We start from the raw sequence: 16,109 nt of genomic DNA, 5'->3' as shown, positions 1-16,109 counted from the left end.
GAGTGGCGCTTTCGCTGTCGACCGGAGTTAGTGCGTACGCACGTATTCCAGCCCCACGCAGAGCACTTGCTCCGGCCACATGCCCGAAGGGCATGTAAGCGCCAAATAACGGAGACCCTCCCATGACCGCCCGCCCCGAATTCGGCGACTCGACCAACCCGCCTCTCGCCGACTACCGTCTGAGCGACAACCTCACGGCGACGCGCGGCCGCATTTTCCTCACCGGCACGCAGGCGCTGATCCGCCTCGCGCTGATGCAGCACGCCAGTGACCGCGCGCGTGGCCTGAACACCGCAGGCTTCATCAGCGGCTACCGCGGCTCGCCGCTCGGCATGGTCGATCAGCAAGCGTGGAAGGCGCAAAAGCTGCTCGACGCGGCCAGCGTGCGCTTTCTCCCCGCGATCAACGAGGAACTCGGCGGTACGGCAGTCCTCGGCACGCAGCGCGTCGAAGCCGATCCCGAGCGTACCGTCGAAGGCGTCTACGCGATGTGGTACGGCAAGGGCCCGGGCGTCGATCGCGCGGGCGACGCGCTCAAGCACGGCAACGCCTACGGCTCGTCGCCGCACGGCGGCGTGCTCGTCGTGGCGGGCGACGACCACGGGTGCGTGTCGTCGTCGATGCCGCATCAGAGCGACTTCGCGATGATGGCGTGGCACATGCCCATCGTGAATCCGTCGAACGTCGCCGACATGCTCGAATTCGGCCTGTACGGCTGGGCGCTTTCGCGCTTCTCGGGCGCATGGGTCGGCTTCAAGGCGATATCGGAGACCGTCGAATCGGGCTCGACTGTCGATCTCGATGCCATTCGCACCGACTGGCCCGCACCCGATGGCTTCACGCCGCCACCAGGTGGCTTGCACAACCGCTGGCCCGATCTGCCGAGCCTCGCGATCGAAGCACGCCTCGCCGCGAAACTCGACGCCGTGCGCCACTTCGCGCGCGCGAACAGCATCGACAAGTGGATCGCGCCGAGCCCGCATGCGAACGTGGGCATCGTCACGTGCGGCAAGGCGCATCTGGATCTGATGGAGGCGCTGCGACGCCTCGACCTCTCCGTAGCCGATCTCGACGCGGCGGGCGTGCGCATCTACAAGGTGGGGCTCTCGTTCCCGCTGGAGATGTCGCGCATCGACGCTTTCGTCGCCGGTCTCACCGACGTGCTCGTGATCGAAGAAAAAGGCCCCGTGGTCGAGCAGCAGATCAAGGACCATCTCTACAACCGCAAGGCGGGCGCACGCCCGACGATCACCGGCAAGGAGACCGAGGACGGCGCAGCGCAACTCTCCGAACTCGGCGAACTGCGCCCGTCGCGTATCCTGCCTGTGTTTGCAGAGTGGCTCGCGAGGCACAAGAGCACGCTCGACCGGCGCGAACGCGTGGTCGATCTCATCGCGCATCAGATCCTCTCGAACGAAGCCGACGCCGTGCGCCGCACGCCGTACTTCTGCTCGGGTTGTCCGCACAATACGTCCACGAAGGTGCCTGAAGGCTCGATCGCACAGGCCGGCATTGGCTGTCACTTCATGGCGTCGTGGATGGAGCGCGACACGACGGGCCTGATCCAGATGGGCGGCGAAGGCGTGGACTGGGCCGCGCACTCGATGTTCACGAACACGCGCCACGTCTTCCAGAATCTCGGTGACGGCACCTACTTTCATTCAGGCATCCTTGCGATTCGCCAGGCCGTGGCGACGAAGGCGAACATCACCTACAAGATCCTCTACAACGACGCCGTTGCGATGACGGGCGGACAACCCGTCGACGGAAGCATCTCGGTGCCGCAGATCGCGCGTCAGGTGGAAGCCGAAGGCGTCTCGCGCTTCGTCGTCGTGAGCGACGAGCCCGAGAAGTACGATGGCCACCACGACATCTTCCCGAAGGGCACGACGTTCCACCATCGACGTGAACTGGACACCGTGCAGCGCGAACTGCGCGACACGCAAGGCGTAACCGTGCTGATCTACGACCAGACCTGCGCCGCCGAAAAACGCCGCCGTCGCAAGAAGGGCGAATTCCCCGATCCAGACAAGCGTCTCTTCATCAACGAAGCCGTATGCGAAGGCTGCGGTGATTGCGGCGTGCAGTCGAACTGTCTTTCGGTAGAACCTGTCGAGACCGAACTCGGCCGCAAGCGCCGCATCGACCAGTCGTCGTGCAACAAGGACTACTCGTGCGTGAACGGCTTTTGCCCGAGCTTCGTGACGATCGAAGGCGGCAAGCTCAAGAAGGCCGCGGGCGCAGCGTTCGATCCGCAAGCGCTCGCCGCGCGCGTGAGCGCGCTGCCCGTGCCGCAGACGCCGCTCGACAATGCTCCCTACGACATCCTCGTGACGGGCGTGGGCGGCACCGGTGTTGTGACGGTGGGCGCGCTCATCAGCATGGCTGCGCATCTGGAAGGCAAGAGTGCGTCGGTGCTCGATTTCATGGGCTTCGCGCAAAAGGGCGGCTCCGTGCTCTCGTTCGTGCGTTTTGCCGCAACCGATGCGTTGCTCAACCAGGTCCGCATCGACACGCAGCAGGCCGACCTGCTGCTCGCCTGCGACATGGTGGTCGGTGCGAGCGCCGACGCCCTCCAAACGGTGCGCCACGACCGCACGCGCATCGTCGTGAACGCGCACGCGATTCCGAACGCTTCGTTCGTGCAGAACCCCGATGCGAACCTTCACGCCGACGCGCTGCTCGCGAAGATGCGCCACGCGGCGACGGGCGGCGCGGCGAAGGGCGCGCAAGACCCGCTCGCGACGTGCGATGCGCAGGCGCTGGCGCAACGTTTCCTCGGCGATACGATCGGCGCGAACGTCCTGATGCTCGGCTTCGCGTGGCAACTCGGTCTCGTGCCCGTCTCGCTTGCAGCGCTCACGCGAGCGATCGAATTGAACAACGTGGCCGTGCCCGCGAACCTGCTCGCGTTTTCGGTCGGCCGTCTCGCAGCCGCCGACGCGGCAGCCCTCGATACGCTCGACGCCAAACGCAGGTCCGCCAGCGAGCCGTCGCTAACCCAGACGCTGGACGACCTGATCGCCGATCGCGAAGCGCGTCTCGTCGCGTATGGCGGCACACGTTACGCTTTGCGCTTCCGTGCGCTCGTCGATGCAACCCGAAGCGCGGACAAGAGCACCGACGATGCGCTGACGCGCGCCGTCGCGACGACGTTCTATCGCCTGCTCGCCGTGAAGGATGAATACGAAGTCGCGCGACTGCACACCGATCCTGCCTTCCGCGCCGCGCTCGAAGCGCAGTTCGAAGGCACTGCAGGCCGTGACTTCACGGTGAAGTTCAACATGGCGCCGCCGCTCGTCGCGCGCGCGAAGCACGGCGAAGCGCCGCGAAAGATGCAGTTCGGGCAGTGGCTTTGGGGCGTACTCGCGCTGCTCTCAAAGGGACGCGGCATACGCGGAACGTGGTTCGATCCGTTCGGACGCACAGTGGAGCGTCGCATGGAGCGCGCGCTCGCCGACGACTACGAGGCGACCATGCGCGGCGCACTCACTCGTATCAACGCGCACAACGCCTCCGATATCGCGGCACTCGCAAGCCTCCATCAGCGGGTGCGTGGCTACGGTCACGTGAAGCTCGCGAACCTCGCGGCAGTGAAGCGCAGCGAGCGCGAACTCGCGGGGCGCCTTCAACTCGACGTAAAAACGAGTGTGGTGGTGCAGAAAGCACTCGATTCGTTCAAGGGCGCCGGAGCGTTGCGCGGCATTCCGGTGGTGGTCGCGAAGTAACGCGTACAACGCGTGTGAATGCGAAAAGGGCGGCTTCGAAAAGCCGCCCTTTTAACTTTGTGACGCGAGCGGTGTTCAAACAACCTCGTCGAAAATCCAGTCGACGTCACCGCACAGCACGCACAACCGTTCTCCGACATGAACCGCAATCGAAAGCGTCACGCACGGCAGCGCCTCGTTGATCGACAGATACGGCGCCGTCACATGCACATGACCCGGCACCGCAACCGCTGAACGAAAGTAAGGACGTCTTAGCCAGTTAGCGCCCTGCGCATCGTCGAGCGGCAGAAACCGTGCATCGTGCTGTGCGCGATCGACGCGCAACACGATATTGCGCCCCGCCTGCCGTCCATTCGCGTCGAGCAGAAAACAACGCGCCGCGTGAGTGAGTCCGAGGAAATTCCAGCACACCTCCTCCAGCGGCTCACCTGCGGCGAGCCGCTCCGCCGCGCGCTCGATCGCCCGCACGTGAGGCGCGAGGCGATTGGCGGTGCCGCGCTCGCGCTCTTCGGCCTGCGAGCGGAAGCGCTCGGTCGCCTCTGCGATCACGGATCGCGCCAGCGCCGCATCGGTGAGCCCGGGCGCCGGACGCGCGAAGAAAAAACCCTGCACGAAATCGGCATTGCAGGCGAGCGCGAGCTGCGCTTCCTGCTCGGTTTCGACGCCCTCGAAGAGCACGAGCTTGCCCGCCTCGTGCAGCAGCGCGACGAGCGCAGGCAGCGTCGCCGCCATGTCCGCGCGATGCGCCGCGTGCAGAAGCAAGATGCGGTCGAGCTTCACGATGTCGGGATTGAGTTGCCACACGCGACCGATATCGACGTGGCCCGCGCCGAAATCGTCGAGCGCGACAAGAAAGCCGCGCTCGCGAAACGACGCGACGGCTTGCGCCAATGCGTCGAGATCCGTGGCGGGATCTTCGAGCACTTCGAGCACGATGCGCCGCGGCGGCAAGTCGAGTCGCACGAGATTCGCAAGCAGCGCGGCCGCGTGATACGGCTCGATCAGCGTACCCGGATGCACGTTGAGGAAGAGCCATTCGCGCTCGGCGCCGAGCAGCTTGAAGTTCTCCAGATGCAGCGCCTGTGCGAGACGATCCACCTGCAGCGCCTCACCGATACGCGCCGCCTCGCCGAACACGTCGAGCGGAGGCACAGGCCGGTCGAGCGCATCGTGCGCGCGCAGCAACCCCTCGTAGCCGATCGCCCGCATGTGCGAAAGGCTGAAGACGGGCTGGAACACGCTCGTCAGCGTGAGATCGCCGTGTTGAGTGCTATAGCGCTCAAACCCCGAGGTGACGCTGATGTTGAAGCCGTGCGGTACAACGGCCGTTCTGTCCTGCTGTTCTGTGGTCATGCGTGCCTCTCGTGCGAGGTCATCGCTGGCATCCGCGTGACGCTCACACGCGGGAAGGTAGCCAGCCAGATTCATTGCGTCACAGGCTGCGTGTAAGCAAAGTCCGTGCGCGCTTTCCACTCATGGCGGCGAGCAACGAAATGCGGGCGCCACGTGCTGCGCTGCGCCGCAAACAGGCACACCACGCACCATAAGCGTGCGTAGCCGATGCGCGTGCGTCGCGCCGCAGCAATCCTGCTGCAGCGTGCCGGACTGCTCCGGCACCCCGACACCAGCGGCTCCGCAGGCCGCTGCGCCCTGCTCGCTTCGCGGCGCCCGCAGTCGCCCTCGGGCTACACTGTCCGACGACCGTTCTGGCTCTAAAGCCAAACGCAACACTCCGCAATCGTGCCGCCTTGAAGGGACGCATCAGCATCCCCGCCTTCGCCTGATCGATGGAAATCCTGCTCACAGTCCTCATTCTGCTCCTCGCCGTGGCGCTTTCGGGCGTCATCGTACGGCTCGTGCGCGTGAAGTTGCCGCTGCCGCTCGTGCAGATCGGCATTGGCGCGCTGCTCACGTTTCCGCGTGTCAATCCGCACGTCACGTTCGATCCGGATATCTTCATGGCGCTGTTCATTCCGCCGCTGCTGTTCGCCGACGGCTGGCGCATCCCAAAGCGCGAATTTTTCCTGCAGCGCCGCGCGATCCTCATGCTCGCACTCGGCCTCGTGCTCATCACCGTCGTCGCGGTGGGGTACTTTGCGCACTGGCTCGTGCCGCAGATTTCGCTGCCCGTCGCCTTTGCGCTCGCCGCCGTACTCTCGCCCACCGACGCCGTCGCGCTCTCGGCCATCGCCGGCAAAGACCGGATACCCGCCCAGTTGATGCACATCCTCGAAGGCGAAGCGCTCATGAACGACGCCTCCGGCCTCGTCGCGCTGAAGTTCGCCATTGCCGCGGCGCTCACGGGATATTTTTCCCTGCGCGCAGCGGCACTCAGCTTCGTCCTGATCGCGGCGGGCGGCCTCGCGATCGGTGCAGCGATCGGCTGGCTTTTCAGCTTCGTGTCGGCGAAATTTCTCAACACCACCGATGAAGGCGACCCCGCGCCCGGCGTCGTGCTGACCCTGCTGATCCCGTTCGCCGCGTATCTCCTCGCCGAACATCTGGAATGCTCCGGCGTGCTCGCCGCTGTCGCAGCGGGCATGATGATGAACTACACGAGCGCCGCGCACATGGGGCCCGTGTCCGAGCGCATACGCGCGACGAGCACCTGGACCATGATCGAGTTCGTCTTCAACGGCATGGTGTTCACGCTGCTCGGACTACAGTTTCCCGGCATTCTCGGCAAGGCGCTGCTCGACGCGCATCAGACGAGCAACGTCGAGATGCTTAGGCTCATCGGCTATATCGCTGCCGTCCTGGCGGCGCTCTACGCGATGCGTTTCGCGTGGGTCTGGGTATTGCGCTGGTTCGCGAGCCGGGGCGCCGCGCGTCACGGCCTCGTCAACGCGGTGCCGGGGCTGCGTACCGTCGCGATCACTACGGTGGCGGGCGTGCGCGGCGCCGTGACGCTCGCGGGCGTGCTCTCGCTGCCCGTGGTGCTCGCAGACGGCAGCCCCCTGCCGGGACGCGCCACCGCCATCTTCATCGCGACTGGGGTGATCCTGGCCTCGCTACTCGTGGCGATTGTCGGACTGCCGCTCCTGCTGCGGGGCGCAAGACGCGGCCGCGTACCGCCACACGCCGCCGAGGAACGCGCGGCGCGCATCCAGGCCGCGCAGTCCGCGATCCGCGCGGTCGACGCGCTGTACGACGAAACCACACGTGGCATGGACGAATCCGAAGCTGCCTATGCCGCCGACACGACGGCACGCGTAATGGACCTGTATCGCCGACGGCTCGCGACGCTCGACAAGGACCGCAGCCCGCACGCGGGCCGCGCGGAGACGCTCGAACTGCAGATGCGACTCGCCGCGATGCGCGCCGAACGCGCGACGCTGCTCGCGCTGCGCAATCAACAAAAGATCAACGACGAGACGATGGCGAAGTTGATGCGCGAAGTGGATTTGACCGAAACGGCGTTGAAATCGCGCGCGCGTGGCCGCGCGTGAGCGCGCATCGAGGGGCTGCGCAAGGTGCCGGTTTGCGCCTCGCTTCGACCAAACGCACATAAAAAAAGGCGGCACGTATGCCGCCTTTGATTACCGCACTGGCTGAGCGCGGCGTCAGACCGCTGCCTGTTGCGCGGGCTTGCGGCGCAGCAGCGCGTAGAGAATGATCGCGCCGAAGGTAGCGGTACCGATGCCGCCGAGCGCGAACGCGCCGAGCTTCAGCGAGAAGTCACCTGCACCGAGCACGAGCGTGACGGCCGCGACGATGAGGTTACGGTTATCGGAGAAGTCGACCTTGTTCACGACCCAGATGCGCGCGCCGGTGACGGCGATGAGACCGAACACGACGATCGACACACCGCCCAGCACAGGCCCCGGAATCGTCTGGATCACGGCGCCGAACTTCGGCGAGAAGCCGAGCACGATCGCGATCAGTGCGGCAATCACGAAAACGAGCGTCGAGTAGATCTTCGTGACGGCCATCACGCCGATGTTCTCGGCGTAGGTCGTGACGCCCGTGCCGCCAGCGAAGCCCGAAACGATCGTGGCAAGACCGTCCCCGATAAACGCGCGGCCGATGTAGCGATCGAGGTTCGTGCCGGTCATCGCGGAAACGGCCTTGATGTGGCCAAGATTTTCAGCGACGAGGATCACGGCGATCGGCGCGAGCAGCGTCATCGCGTGCGGATCGAACACGGGCGAGACGAACTGCGGCATGCCGAACCAGGCCGCGTTGCCGACAACCGAGAAGTCGATCGGCTTGCCGAGACCCATGCCATTGGTGACGACTGCGTAGATCACATAGGCGATCAACAAGCCGACGAGAATCAGGAGCCGCTGCAGCATGCCGCGCGTGAACACCGCGACACCGCCGACGCAGAGCACCGTGATGAGCGCCATCCACGAATCGAAGGACGAACCGCTCACGCCCTTCACGGCGATGGGCGCGAGATTCAGGCCGATCACGCAGACGATCGCGCCCGTGACGACGGGCGGCATAAGCGTCTCGATCCACTTCGTGCCGACCGCCGACACGATCAACCCGATGATCGCGTAGACCACGCCGCACGCGATGATGCCGCCGAGCGCGATCGGAATGTTCGGATTCGGCCCGGACCCTGCGTAGCCCGTGACGGCGATCACGAGACCGATGAACGCGAAACTCGACCCGAGATAGCTCGGCACCCGCCCGCCCACCAGCACGAAGAACAGCAGCGTGCCGATACCGGACATCAAGATGCACAGGTTCGGATCGAAGCCCATGAGCAGCGGTGCGAGCACAGTCGAGCCGAACATCGCGACAACGTGCTGCACGCCCATCGCGAACATTTGCGGCCAGGGCAGGCGCTCGTCGGTGGCGACGATGCTCTTCGCGGCGCTCGATTGCTCGCGCCAGCGGGGGAAATAGGAATCTGACATTAGGGCTCCTCTTATCTGCGTGAGCTGCGTGTGATTGTTTGAGGGTGATCGGTAACGCAAGCGCGAACTCCGACGACGCGCTTAAGGGAAATCCAGGCGCGAGTGTACGGAGCCGGAACTCGCGTGGCAAGCCGCGCTAAACCCAAGTCTGCCCGAGGGTTTACGTGTTGCTTTCAGACTCGTCCTATGGGTCACCTATAGGGCCTCAGATACACTGGCCTTTCTGCGTGACCCTTTAACAGCTCATGCAGAGGTTGTTAGCTGTAAACTCTCCGACTTCCCGCTCATGCTTCACGGCCTGAGCGGTTTTTTTTGTGCCTGCGTTGTAGCTGCGCCATCATCAGCACCGATTGGACTCGATCGGATGCGCATTGCGATCGCCGAAAAACTCGATCGACGCCTTCACCGCCGACGGTTCAACCATCGCGCAGCCCTGTAATCGCGCCCGAATTAATCCACACTCGCCACAGGCGTGCAAAATCGAAACCGGCATCGACGGTGAACGCTTCATCGAGCGCTTCGCCGAGCGTGTCGCCACGCTGCAGCGCGACAAACGCGACGTGGGCTGCTTCGGTATGCGTGACCAGCGCTGGACGCCACTGCGGACGCAAGACCAGTGTCCAGGACGGTGTATCGATGCACCCAGGCCACTCGGCGCCCGGACGATGCGCGCGCCAGATCGCCTCCACGGCGTAGCACGACGCTAGCGCCGCACACGCCGGATGCACCGCGAGGCGCGCCGTCGCAAGACGTTCGGCGCCGAGGTCCGTCCACGCCTGTGGCGTGAGCGGCACGACATTCGCCGCGTACGCCGCAACGTGCAGCGCCCATTCGAGCCTCGCTACATCGCCGAAGTACGCATAGCGCGGATCGCGTTCGTAACCTTCGATAAACGACGGCAGCGACGCGCCGAAGCGGTTGAGATCTGCATCGCGCGTCGGATATGCGCGTGCGTACGCGAGCGCGAGTGCATCGAAGTAGGTTTCGCCGGTCAGCTCCGCCAGTACCGGGTACGCATGCACCAGCGCCTGACGCCGCGCTGCACGCACATTGCCGCGGTACAGGCCGATACGCTCACGCAGCAACGCATCCGCTTGCGAACTGTCGCTCGCACGCACGGCCTGCAGACGCCCGGCGAGCGAGGCGTCGGCGTCGGGATCGGCTAGCGCGGCGGCAAACGCCTCCTGCAGCGACGCGAGCGTGTCGTTGTCGTGGCGAGTCATGACTGCGCCCGAGCGCTCGCGGCGCCGCACATCGACACCATGCGCGTGCGCGCAAGCTGCGCCTCGTCGAGCAGCACATCGAGCGGCGGCACATCGGTGTCCCACTCGATGAGCGTCGGCGTCGCGCCGAAGCGTTGCAGCGCGGACTCGTACAACGACCACACGGCGGCCGCGACGCGCGAACCGTGATCGTCGATCACGGCAGCCTGCGTCACGCGATGGCCCGCGAGATGGATTTCGCCCACCAGGTCCCGCGGCAATGCAGCCATTGCCGCGAAAGCGTCCTCGCCGTGATTGCACTGGTTGACGTAGAGATTGTTCACGTCGAGTAGCACACCGCAGCCCGTGCGGCGCGCGAGTTCGGCGAGAAAGGCGGTTTCGCCGAGCGTATCGCCGCGAAACCTCACGTAGACCGAAACGTTTTCGATAAGGATCGGTCGTTGCAAAACGTCCTGAACCTGCTCGACCCGGGCGCACAGATGATCGAGTGAGACCGCGTTGAGCGGCATCGGAAGTAGGTCATGCAGCGCACCTTGCGGCGTCGCGCCCCAGCAGAGATGCTCGGAGACAACAGCGGGATCGATGCGCTCGACGAGGCGCCGCAACGCAGCGAGATGGCCCGCATCAAGCGGCGTAGCTGACCCCAGACCCAGCCCGACACCGTGCAGGCTCACCGGGATGTCGCGGCGCACCGTTTCAAGGACGTGCAGATCGTAGCCACCATCGCCGAAATAGTTTTCGCTGTGGACCTCGACCCAGTCGACGGCAGGTGGCGCCGCCATGAACGCATCGTAGTGCGCGTGACGCAGGCCGACGCCGACGCCCGCTGGTGCACGCGCGGCGCTCGTCGCGCGCACGCTACGCGGCAACGGTCGCCGCTCATTTTTCCGGCGTGCCGCCGAGCTTCTCGCAAGTGCCCCTAGGCATGGTCTTGAAGTCGCCGTTGTCGTGGTCGACCTTCGCCTGTCCCGCGCAATCGTGCACGCCGGTCTTGCTCGCACAGTCGTTCTGACCGGCTTTTGCGACGCCGTAGCAGTTCACCTGTTCGTCCGCGTGCGCAACACCCGCCGTCGCAAGGCCCGCCAACGCGGCCGCGATCAACGCCTGGCGGCTGAGATTGTTCTTCATGCGGCGGCTCCTTGAATCCCGTATGTCGTTAATGCCGCATATGACGCGTGCGGCTTAATCGCAGCATTTTGCCCTATCGGCGGCAATGAAGTTTGGGCTACCCGGCAGATAGCCGCATGGGATCAAACGGCAGATGAGGTGAGCAATTTTCACGGAACTCGTAATTATGTTTGCCGCATGGCGCTATTTTTCTTTGATTATCGCTGGAATACAGTTCCACTTAATCGTTCCAATCACTTGATTGTTACGAGCCGAAATATAATCTTTGGAGGTTAGTTACCATGAAGACCCTGATCGCTGCAGCACTTGCCGCTACCGTCCTCGCCGCGCCGGCTCTCTCGTTCGCTCAGCAAAGCCAGCAGCCAGTGACCCGCGCACAGATCCGCGCAGAACTCGCTGAGCTGGAAAAGGTCGGCTATAACCCGGGACTCTCGAGCCCGTACTATCCGCAGGACATCCAGACCGCCATGGCTCGCGTTGCAGCGAACAAGGACGCGGCGCAGGCTACCGCCTACGGTGCTCCGGCCAATGGATCGACCCAGGTTGGGGTGCGTGAGAACGTGAAGTCGGTTTACTTCGGGCAATGATGTGGTTCGAACGCGTCGGGCCACTAAGCCCCTCGCGCGGCGCGCGCGAATTGCGCGTGCGAGGATTGTGATAACGGGTCTGCTCTCCAGTTCGATCTGATCTGGTCAGCGGACCCGTTGTTATTGCGTCGAGCCACTGGGCACGGCGCTCAAGCTGATACCTCCGCCGCCGGGCCTCCGGTGGCTTTGCCCGGACCTCGTGTCCGGGCCTTTTTCCTCTTTGCTGCCGCATGCTCGTGCTAACTGCCACCGGCTAGAAACCGTGCGTGACGAGCGACAGGACAGACAGGTCGGGGTGCGTGCCATCGACGATGCTGTGCCCCACGTGGATCGCCTCTTCCGTCGCTTCCTCAGCGCTGCGGAACGTCTCGTCGCCGTTCGGGTGGAACGCTATCGTGTGACCCGGTAGCGCTGGGTTCGCGCCAGGGTGGCAAACGTAGGCGGTGTAGGTGTAACGGCTGCTGCCATCGTCCGCCGGAGCCGGCGCGACGTGGATCTCGAATCCTTCGTAATCGAACTTCTGAAACGGCACTTGCGGACCGGACATGACGGCCTCCGTTTGCCGCGTGGGTGGGCGGCTTCTTTGGTGCTGGCCTGCGCGCACGGTGGTGCTGCGGGTCGTTGGGGGAAGTTTAGGTGATTGGGGGAAGGTTGGCGGGAGCGGGACGGTTGCCATTGGGCGTCGCGGTGCGTGGTTTGTGCTACGTGGTGGTTTCGTCGCCGGCGATCAGGGCGGCTCCTCGGTTCGGCGTTGCGTTACGCGAAACTCTTCCTGTATCAGAGAAGTGAAATAGGTCCTCAAAAAATAGGACACGATCATCCGGGCAGGAGGAAAGAGCCAGACTGCCGCCCCGTAGTCGTGTATTAAAATCCCAGCCAATCCACCGCCTGAGCTGTCCGGCAGATACCGACTTCCGCTCCCTCGAACCCATGGCAATCAAGAAATCCGAGCTTTACCCTTCCCTCTGGGAATCCTGCGACCTGTTGCGCGGCGGCATGGATGCCAGCCAGTACAAGGACTATGTACTGGTCCTCCTGTTCATCAAGTACGTCAGCGATAAATACGCCGGGCAGCGCTATGCGCCGATCACGATTCCCGACGGCGCAAGCTTCGCGGACATGGTGGCCCTGAAGGGTAAGCCGGACATCGGCGACCAGATCAACAAGAAGATCGTCGGCCCGCTGGCCACGGCCAACAGGCTGTCGGACATGCCGGACTTCAACGACACCGGCAAGCTCGGTAGCGGCGCGGAAATGGTCAAGCGGCTGAGCGACCTGATCGCTGTGTTCGAGAACCCGGAACTGGACTTCTCGAAGAACCGGGCAGACGGCGATGACATTCTCGGTGACGCCTACGAATACCTGATGCGCCACTTCGCCACTGAAAGTGGCAAGAGCAAGGGACAGTTCTATACGCCGGCCGAAGTCAGTCGCATCCTGGCTGCGGTCATCGGCATCGGGAATGCCGAGACCAGCACGGACACCACCATATACGATCCGACCTGCGGTTCCGGCTCGCTGTTGCTGAAGGTCGGCGATGCCGCGCACACGGATGTCACCCTGTACGGGCAGGAAAAGGATTCAGCGACCAGCGGCCTCGCGCGCATGAACATGATCCTGCACGACAACCCCACGGCGCTGATTGCCCAGGGCAATACGCTGACCGATCCGAAGTTTCTGGATGGTGCGGCCATGAAGACCTTCGACTTTGTAGTCGCCAATCCGCCGTTCTCCGACAAGCGCTGGAGCACGGGGCTTGATCCGCTTAGCGATCCGCACGGGCGTTTCGACACATTTGGCGTGCCGCCAGCCAAGCAGGGCGACTATGCCTATCTACTGCATATCGTGCGTAGCCTGAAATCTGCTGGCAAGGGCGCGTGCATCCTGCCGCATGGTGTGCTGTTCCGGGGCAATGCTGAAGCCGAGATCCGCGGCAACCTGATTCGCCACGGCTACATCAAGGGCATCATTGGTCTGCCGGCGAACCTGTTCTATGGCACCGGCATTCCCGCCTGCATCGTCGTCATCGACAAGGAAAACGCCCAGGCTCGCAAGGGCATCTTCATGGTCGATGCCAGCAGCGGCTTCATCAAGGATGGTCCCAAGAACCGCCTGCGCGAACAGGATATCCATCGCATCGTGGATGTGTTCACCCGCCAGGATGAAAGCGATCTGCGTTTTGCGCGTCTGGTTGGCCTTGATGAGATCGAGAGGAACGACTTCAACCTCAACCTGCCACGCTATATCGACAGCAGTGTGGCGGAGGATATCCAGGACATTCAGGGCCATCTGCAAGGCGGCATTCCTCTGGCGGACGTGGACGCCCTGAACGACTACTGGGCCGTGTGCCCGCAACTGAAGGATGCGCTGTTCCAGCCGCTGCGCGACGGTTATGTGACCCTGGCGGTGGACAAAGCGGCCATCAAGCAAACCATCTTCCAGCATCCGCAGTTTGCTGCGTACCTCGGCGACATGGGTCAGCATTTCGATGCCTGGCGAGTGGTGACCGTTCCGAGACTCAAGGCGCTGGATACGAGTTTCCACCCGAAGCAGCTTGTCGTGGAGCTGGCCGATGGCCTGTTGCACCACTACGAAGGCAAGCCCCTGGTCGATGCATACGACGTGTATCAGCACCTGATGGACTACTGGGCCGACACCATGCAGGACGATGCCTATCTGCTGGCGTCCGACGGCTGGGTGGCGCAGACGTATCGCGTCATTGAAAAAATTACGAAGGGCAAGGGCGACAACGCCAAGGTTGTGGAGAAGGACAAGGGTTGGGCGTGCGACCTCGTGCCGAAGTCATATATCGTTGCGCGCTATTTCGCGGCTGAGCAGATAACCATTGACGAGACCAGCACGGCACTGGAAGCGGCCAGCAGCGCGCTGGCTGAACTGGAGGAAGAGCACGGTGGCGAAGACGGCGTGTTCAGTGGTTTCGACAAGATCAATGCGGCGGCGGTGAAGGAGCGTATCAGGGAGATCGGTAAGGATGACGATGCAGCCGAGGAACTGGCCATATTGAAGCAATGGCAGGCGCTGGCTGACAAGGAGACCAGCCTGAAAAAGAAGCTTAGGGCGCTGGAAACCGAGCTGGATGCCAAGGCTTACGCGCAATACCCCAGGCTGACTGTTGAGGAGATCAGGACGCTTGTTGTAGAGGATAAATGGCTCGCGGCTTTGTCGGCTACCGTGTCCAGTGAACTGGAGCGTGTGTCGCACACGCTGACCAGCCGTGTGCGTGATCTGGCGTTGCGCTACGAATCGCCGTTGCCGGTGCTGGTGGATGAAGTCGCCGCGCTGTCTGCTCGTGTTGATGCGCATCTGCGCCAGATGGGGGCGGTGTGGAACTGAGGCCGGGGTACAAGCAGACTGAGGTGGGTGTGATTCCCGAAGAGTGGGAAGTAAAACACCTTGGAGATTTGGGAGCGATTGTTCGAGGTGGCTCACCCAGGCCAGCGGGCGATCCGCGCTACTTCAATGGGAATTTCATCCCGTGGTTGACCGTGGCTGCGTTAACCAATGTGCCAGATCATCAGCTTCACATTAGTGAGACTTTCGGATTTTTGACAGAGGACGGCTCGAAGCATAGCCGAACGTTAAAGGCGGGAACCCTGATCATCGCCAACAGCGGCGCAACTCTAGGGGTTGCAAAGGTACTCAATACGACTTGCTGTGCTAACGACGGTATCGCTGCAATCATAAATCAGCGAGATGGAGACAAGATTTTTGTTTGTTATTTCATCAATTCTCAAACGGAAAGACTTCGAGAAGACATAGCAACTGGTAATGGTCAGCCAAATCTAAATACGACCATTATTCGAGGGATCGCTCTTCCGTTTCCTAGAAGGGGTGAACAATCCGCTATCGCCGAAGCCTTGAGCGACGTAGACGCCCTGCTGTCTGGCCTGGATAAACTCATCGCCAAGAAGCGCGACCTCAAGCAGGCCGCCATGCAGCAACTGCTCACCGGCAAGACGCGGCTACCGGGGTTTGGTGGGGAGTGGGAGGTGAGACGGCTGGGTGAGTTTGTCTCCATCCGGAATCAGAAGGTCATGCCTGCGCAGGTCGAACCTGAAACGCTATGCGTGGAGTTGGAGCATGTTGGGCAGGGTGATGGGCGCCTTCTGACGCGAGGCTTGGCTAGCAATTCAAGTGCATCGAAATATCGTTTCCGTGCGGGGGACGTGTTATTCGGGCGTTTGCGTTCGTATCTTCGCAAGTATTGGCGTGCATCTGAGGACGGGATATGCACGACCGAGATTTGGCCACTGATGTTCGATAGAGACCAAGTCAGCGCCGGATTCGTGTTCGCGATTGTGCAGACGGACGATTTCATTGAGGCCGCTAGTGTGTCTTACGGAACGCACATGCCGAGAGCGGACTGGGGGGTTGTTCGTAATTTCGAAGTTGCTTTGCCTTCATTTGAAGAGCAAACCGCCATTGCCGAGGTGCTCTCCGACATGGACACCGAACTGGCCACACTCGAAGCACGCCGCGAAAAAACCCACCTGCTGAAACAAGGCATGATGCAGGAACTGCTGACCGGCAAGACACGATTAGTCTAGGAAACTC

11 protein-coding genes are annotated in these 16,109 nt (G+C 63.0%); 5 read left to right on the top strand and 6 right to left on the bottom strand.

The window, feature by feature from the left end:
• The first annotated feature begins 122 nt into the window (after positions 1-122).
• Positions 123-3,728: an indolepyruvate ferredoxin oxidoreductase family protein gene (locus L0U80_RS00865; protein WP_233861889.1), complete on the top strand. Its 3,606-nt coding sequence runs from the start codon at positions 123-125 to the stop codon at positions 3,726-3,728.
• A gap of 75 nt (positions 3,729-3,803) precedes the next feature.
• On the opposite strand, the gene L0U80_RS00860 is transcribed toward L0U80_RS00865, so the two are convergent.
• Entirely contained in the window at positions 3,804-5,081 is a 1,278-nt protein-coding gene (locus tag L0U80_RS00860) for an EAL domain-containing protein (protein ID WP_233861887.1), read from the bottom strand.
• A 434-nt stretch (positions 5,082-5,515) separates the two neighbouring features.
• Here L0U80_RS00860 and L0U80_RS00855 point away from each other — a divergent pair, with 434 nt between their 5' ends.
• Entirely contained in the window at positions 5,516-7,177 is a 1,662-nt protein-coding gene (locus L0U80_RS00855; RefSeq protein ID WP_233861886.1) for a Na+/H+ antiporter, read from the top strand.
• 114 nt (positions 7,178-7,291) lie between these two features.
• Here the strand turns inward: L0U80_RS00855 and L0U80_RS00850 are convergent, their stop codons facing one another.
• The 4 genes from L0U80_RS00850 to L0U80_RS00835 all read right to left on the bottom strand — a co-directional run bounded on the left by L0U80_RS00850 (position 7,292) and on the right by L0U80_RS00835 (position 10,947).
• Positions 7,292-8,596 (bottom strand): solute carrier family 23 protein, encoded by a 1,305-nt coding sequence (locus L0U80_RS00850; RefSeq protein WP_233861884.1) that lies wholly within the window; start codon positions 8,594-8,596, stop codon positions 7,292-7,294.
• Between the two features lie 416 nt (positions 8,597-9,012).
• Positions 9,013-9,819 carry an HvfC/BufC family peptide modification chaperone gene (locus tag L0U80_RS00845; protein ID WP_233861882.1) on the bottom strand — a complete coding sequence of 269 codons (807 nt, stop codon included), beginning with the start codon at positions 9,817-9,819 and terminating at the stop codon, positions 9,013-9,015.
• The gene (gene bufB, locus L0U80_RS00840) at positions 9,816-10,688 is read right to left on the bottom strand and encodes an MNIO family bufferin maturase (RefSeq protein ID WP_233861880.1); all 873 of its coding nucleotides are present in this window, start codon (positions 10,686-10,688) and stop codon (positions 9,816-9,818) included. Before bufB ends, L0U80_RS00845 begins: the two co-directional genes overlap by 4 nt.
• Before the next feature lie 10 nt (positions 10,689-10,698).
• Positions 10,699-10,947, bottom strand: coding sequence for a BufA1 family periplasmic bufferin-type metallophore (locus L0U80_RS00835; RefSeq protein ID WP_233861878.1), 249 nt, complete (start codon positions 10,945-10,947; stop codon positions 10,699-10,701).
• Positions 10,948-11,228: 281 nt separating this feature from the next.
• Between L0U80_RS00835 and L0U80_RS00830 the strand changes: the two genes are divergently transcribed.
• Positions 11,229-11,534 carry a DUF4148 domain-containing protein gene (locus L0U80_RS00830; protein ID WP_233861876.1) on the top strand — a complete coding sequence of 102 codons (306 nt, stop codon included), beginning with the start codon at positions 11,229-11,231 and terminating at the stop codon, positions 11,532-11,534.
• A 253-nt stretch (positions 11,535-11,787) separates the two neighbouring features.
• On the opposite strand, the gene L0U80_RS00825 is transcribed toward L0U80_RS00830, so the two are convergent.
• Positions 11,788-12,081: a hypothetical protein gene (locus L0U80_RS00825; protein WP_233861874.1), complete on the bottom strand. Its 294-nt coding sequence runs from the start codon at positions 12,079-12,081 to the stop codon at positions 11,788-11,790.
• A gap of 383 nt (positions 12,082-12,464) precedes the next feature.
• Between L0U80_RS00825 and L0U80_RS00820 the strand changes: the two genes are divergently transcribed.
• Positions 12,465-14,888, top strand: coding sequence for a type I restriction-modification system subunit M (locus L0U80_RS00820; protein WP_233861872.1), 2,424 nt, complete (start codon positions 12,465-12,467; stop codon positions 14,886-14,888).
• A gap of 23 nt (positions 14,889-14,911) precedes the next feature.
• Positions 14,912-16,102 carry a restriction endonuclease subunit S gene (locus L0U80_RS00815; RefSeq protein WP_233861870.1) on the top strand — a complete coding sequence of 397 codons (1,191 nt, stop codon included), beginning with the start codon at positions 14,912-14,914 and terminating at the stop codon, positions 16,100-16,102.
• The last annotated feature ends 7 nt before the right edge of the window (positions 16,103-16,109 follow it).

Source organism: Paraburkholderia adhaesiva, from assembly GCF_021390575.1.
Lineage (GTDB): Bacteria > Pseudomonadota > Gammaproteobacteria > Burkholderiales > Burkholderiaceae > Paraburkholderia > Paraburkholderia adhaesiva.
This window is presented reverse-complemented; position numbering and strand designations above follow the sequence as displayed.

What these genes read in the sequence shown, in the direction of transcription:
- L0U80_RS00820 (WP_233861872.1), top strand. Translation starts at nt 12,465, where the DNA reads ATGGCAATCAAGAAATCCGAGCTTTACCCTTCCCTCTGGGAATCCTGC.
- L0U80_RS00835 (WP_233861878.1), bottom strand. Translation starts at nt 10,947, where the DNA reads ATGAAGAACAATCTCAGCCGCCAGGCGTTGATCGCGGCCGCGTTGGCG.
- L0U80_RS00865 (WP_233861889.1), top strand. Translation starts at nt 123, where the DNA reads ATGACCGCCCGCCCCGAATTCGGCGACTCGACCAACCCGCCTCTCGCC.
- L0U80_RS00830 (WP_233861876.1), top strand. Translation starts at nt 11,229, where the DNA reads ATGAAGACCCTGATCGCTGCAGCACTTGCCGCTACCGTCCTCGCCGCG.
- L0U80_RS00845 (WP_233861882.1), bottom strand. Translation starts at nt 9,819, where the DNA reads ATGACTCGCCACGACAACGACACGCTCGCGTCGCTGCAGGAGGCGTTT.
- L0U80_RS00855 (WP_233861886.1), top strand. Translation starts at nt 5,516, where the DNA reads ATGGAAATCCTGCTCACAGTCCTCATTCTGCTCCTCGCCGTGGCGCTT.
- L0U80_RS00860 (WP_233861887.1), bottom strand. Translation starts at nt 5,081, where the DNA reads ATGACCACAGAACAGCAGGACAGAACGGCCGTTGTACCGCACGGCTTC.
- L0U80_RS00850 (WP_233861884.1), bottom strand. Translation starts at nt 8,596, where the DNA reads ATGTCAGATTCCTATTTCCCCCGCTGGCGCGAGCAATCGAGCGCCGCG.
- L0U80_RS00825 (WP_233861874.1), bottom strand. Translation starts at nt 12,081, where the DNA reads ATGTCCGGTCCGCAAGTGCCGTTTCAGAAGTTCGATTACGAAGGATTC.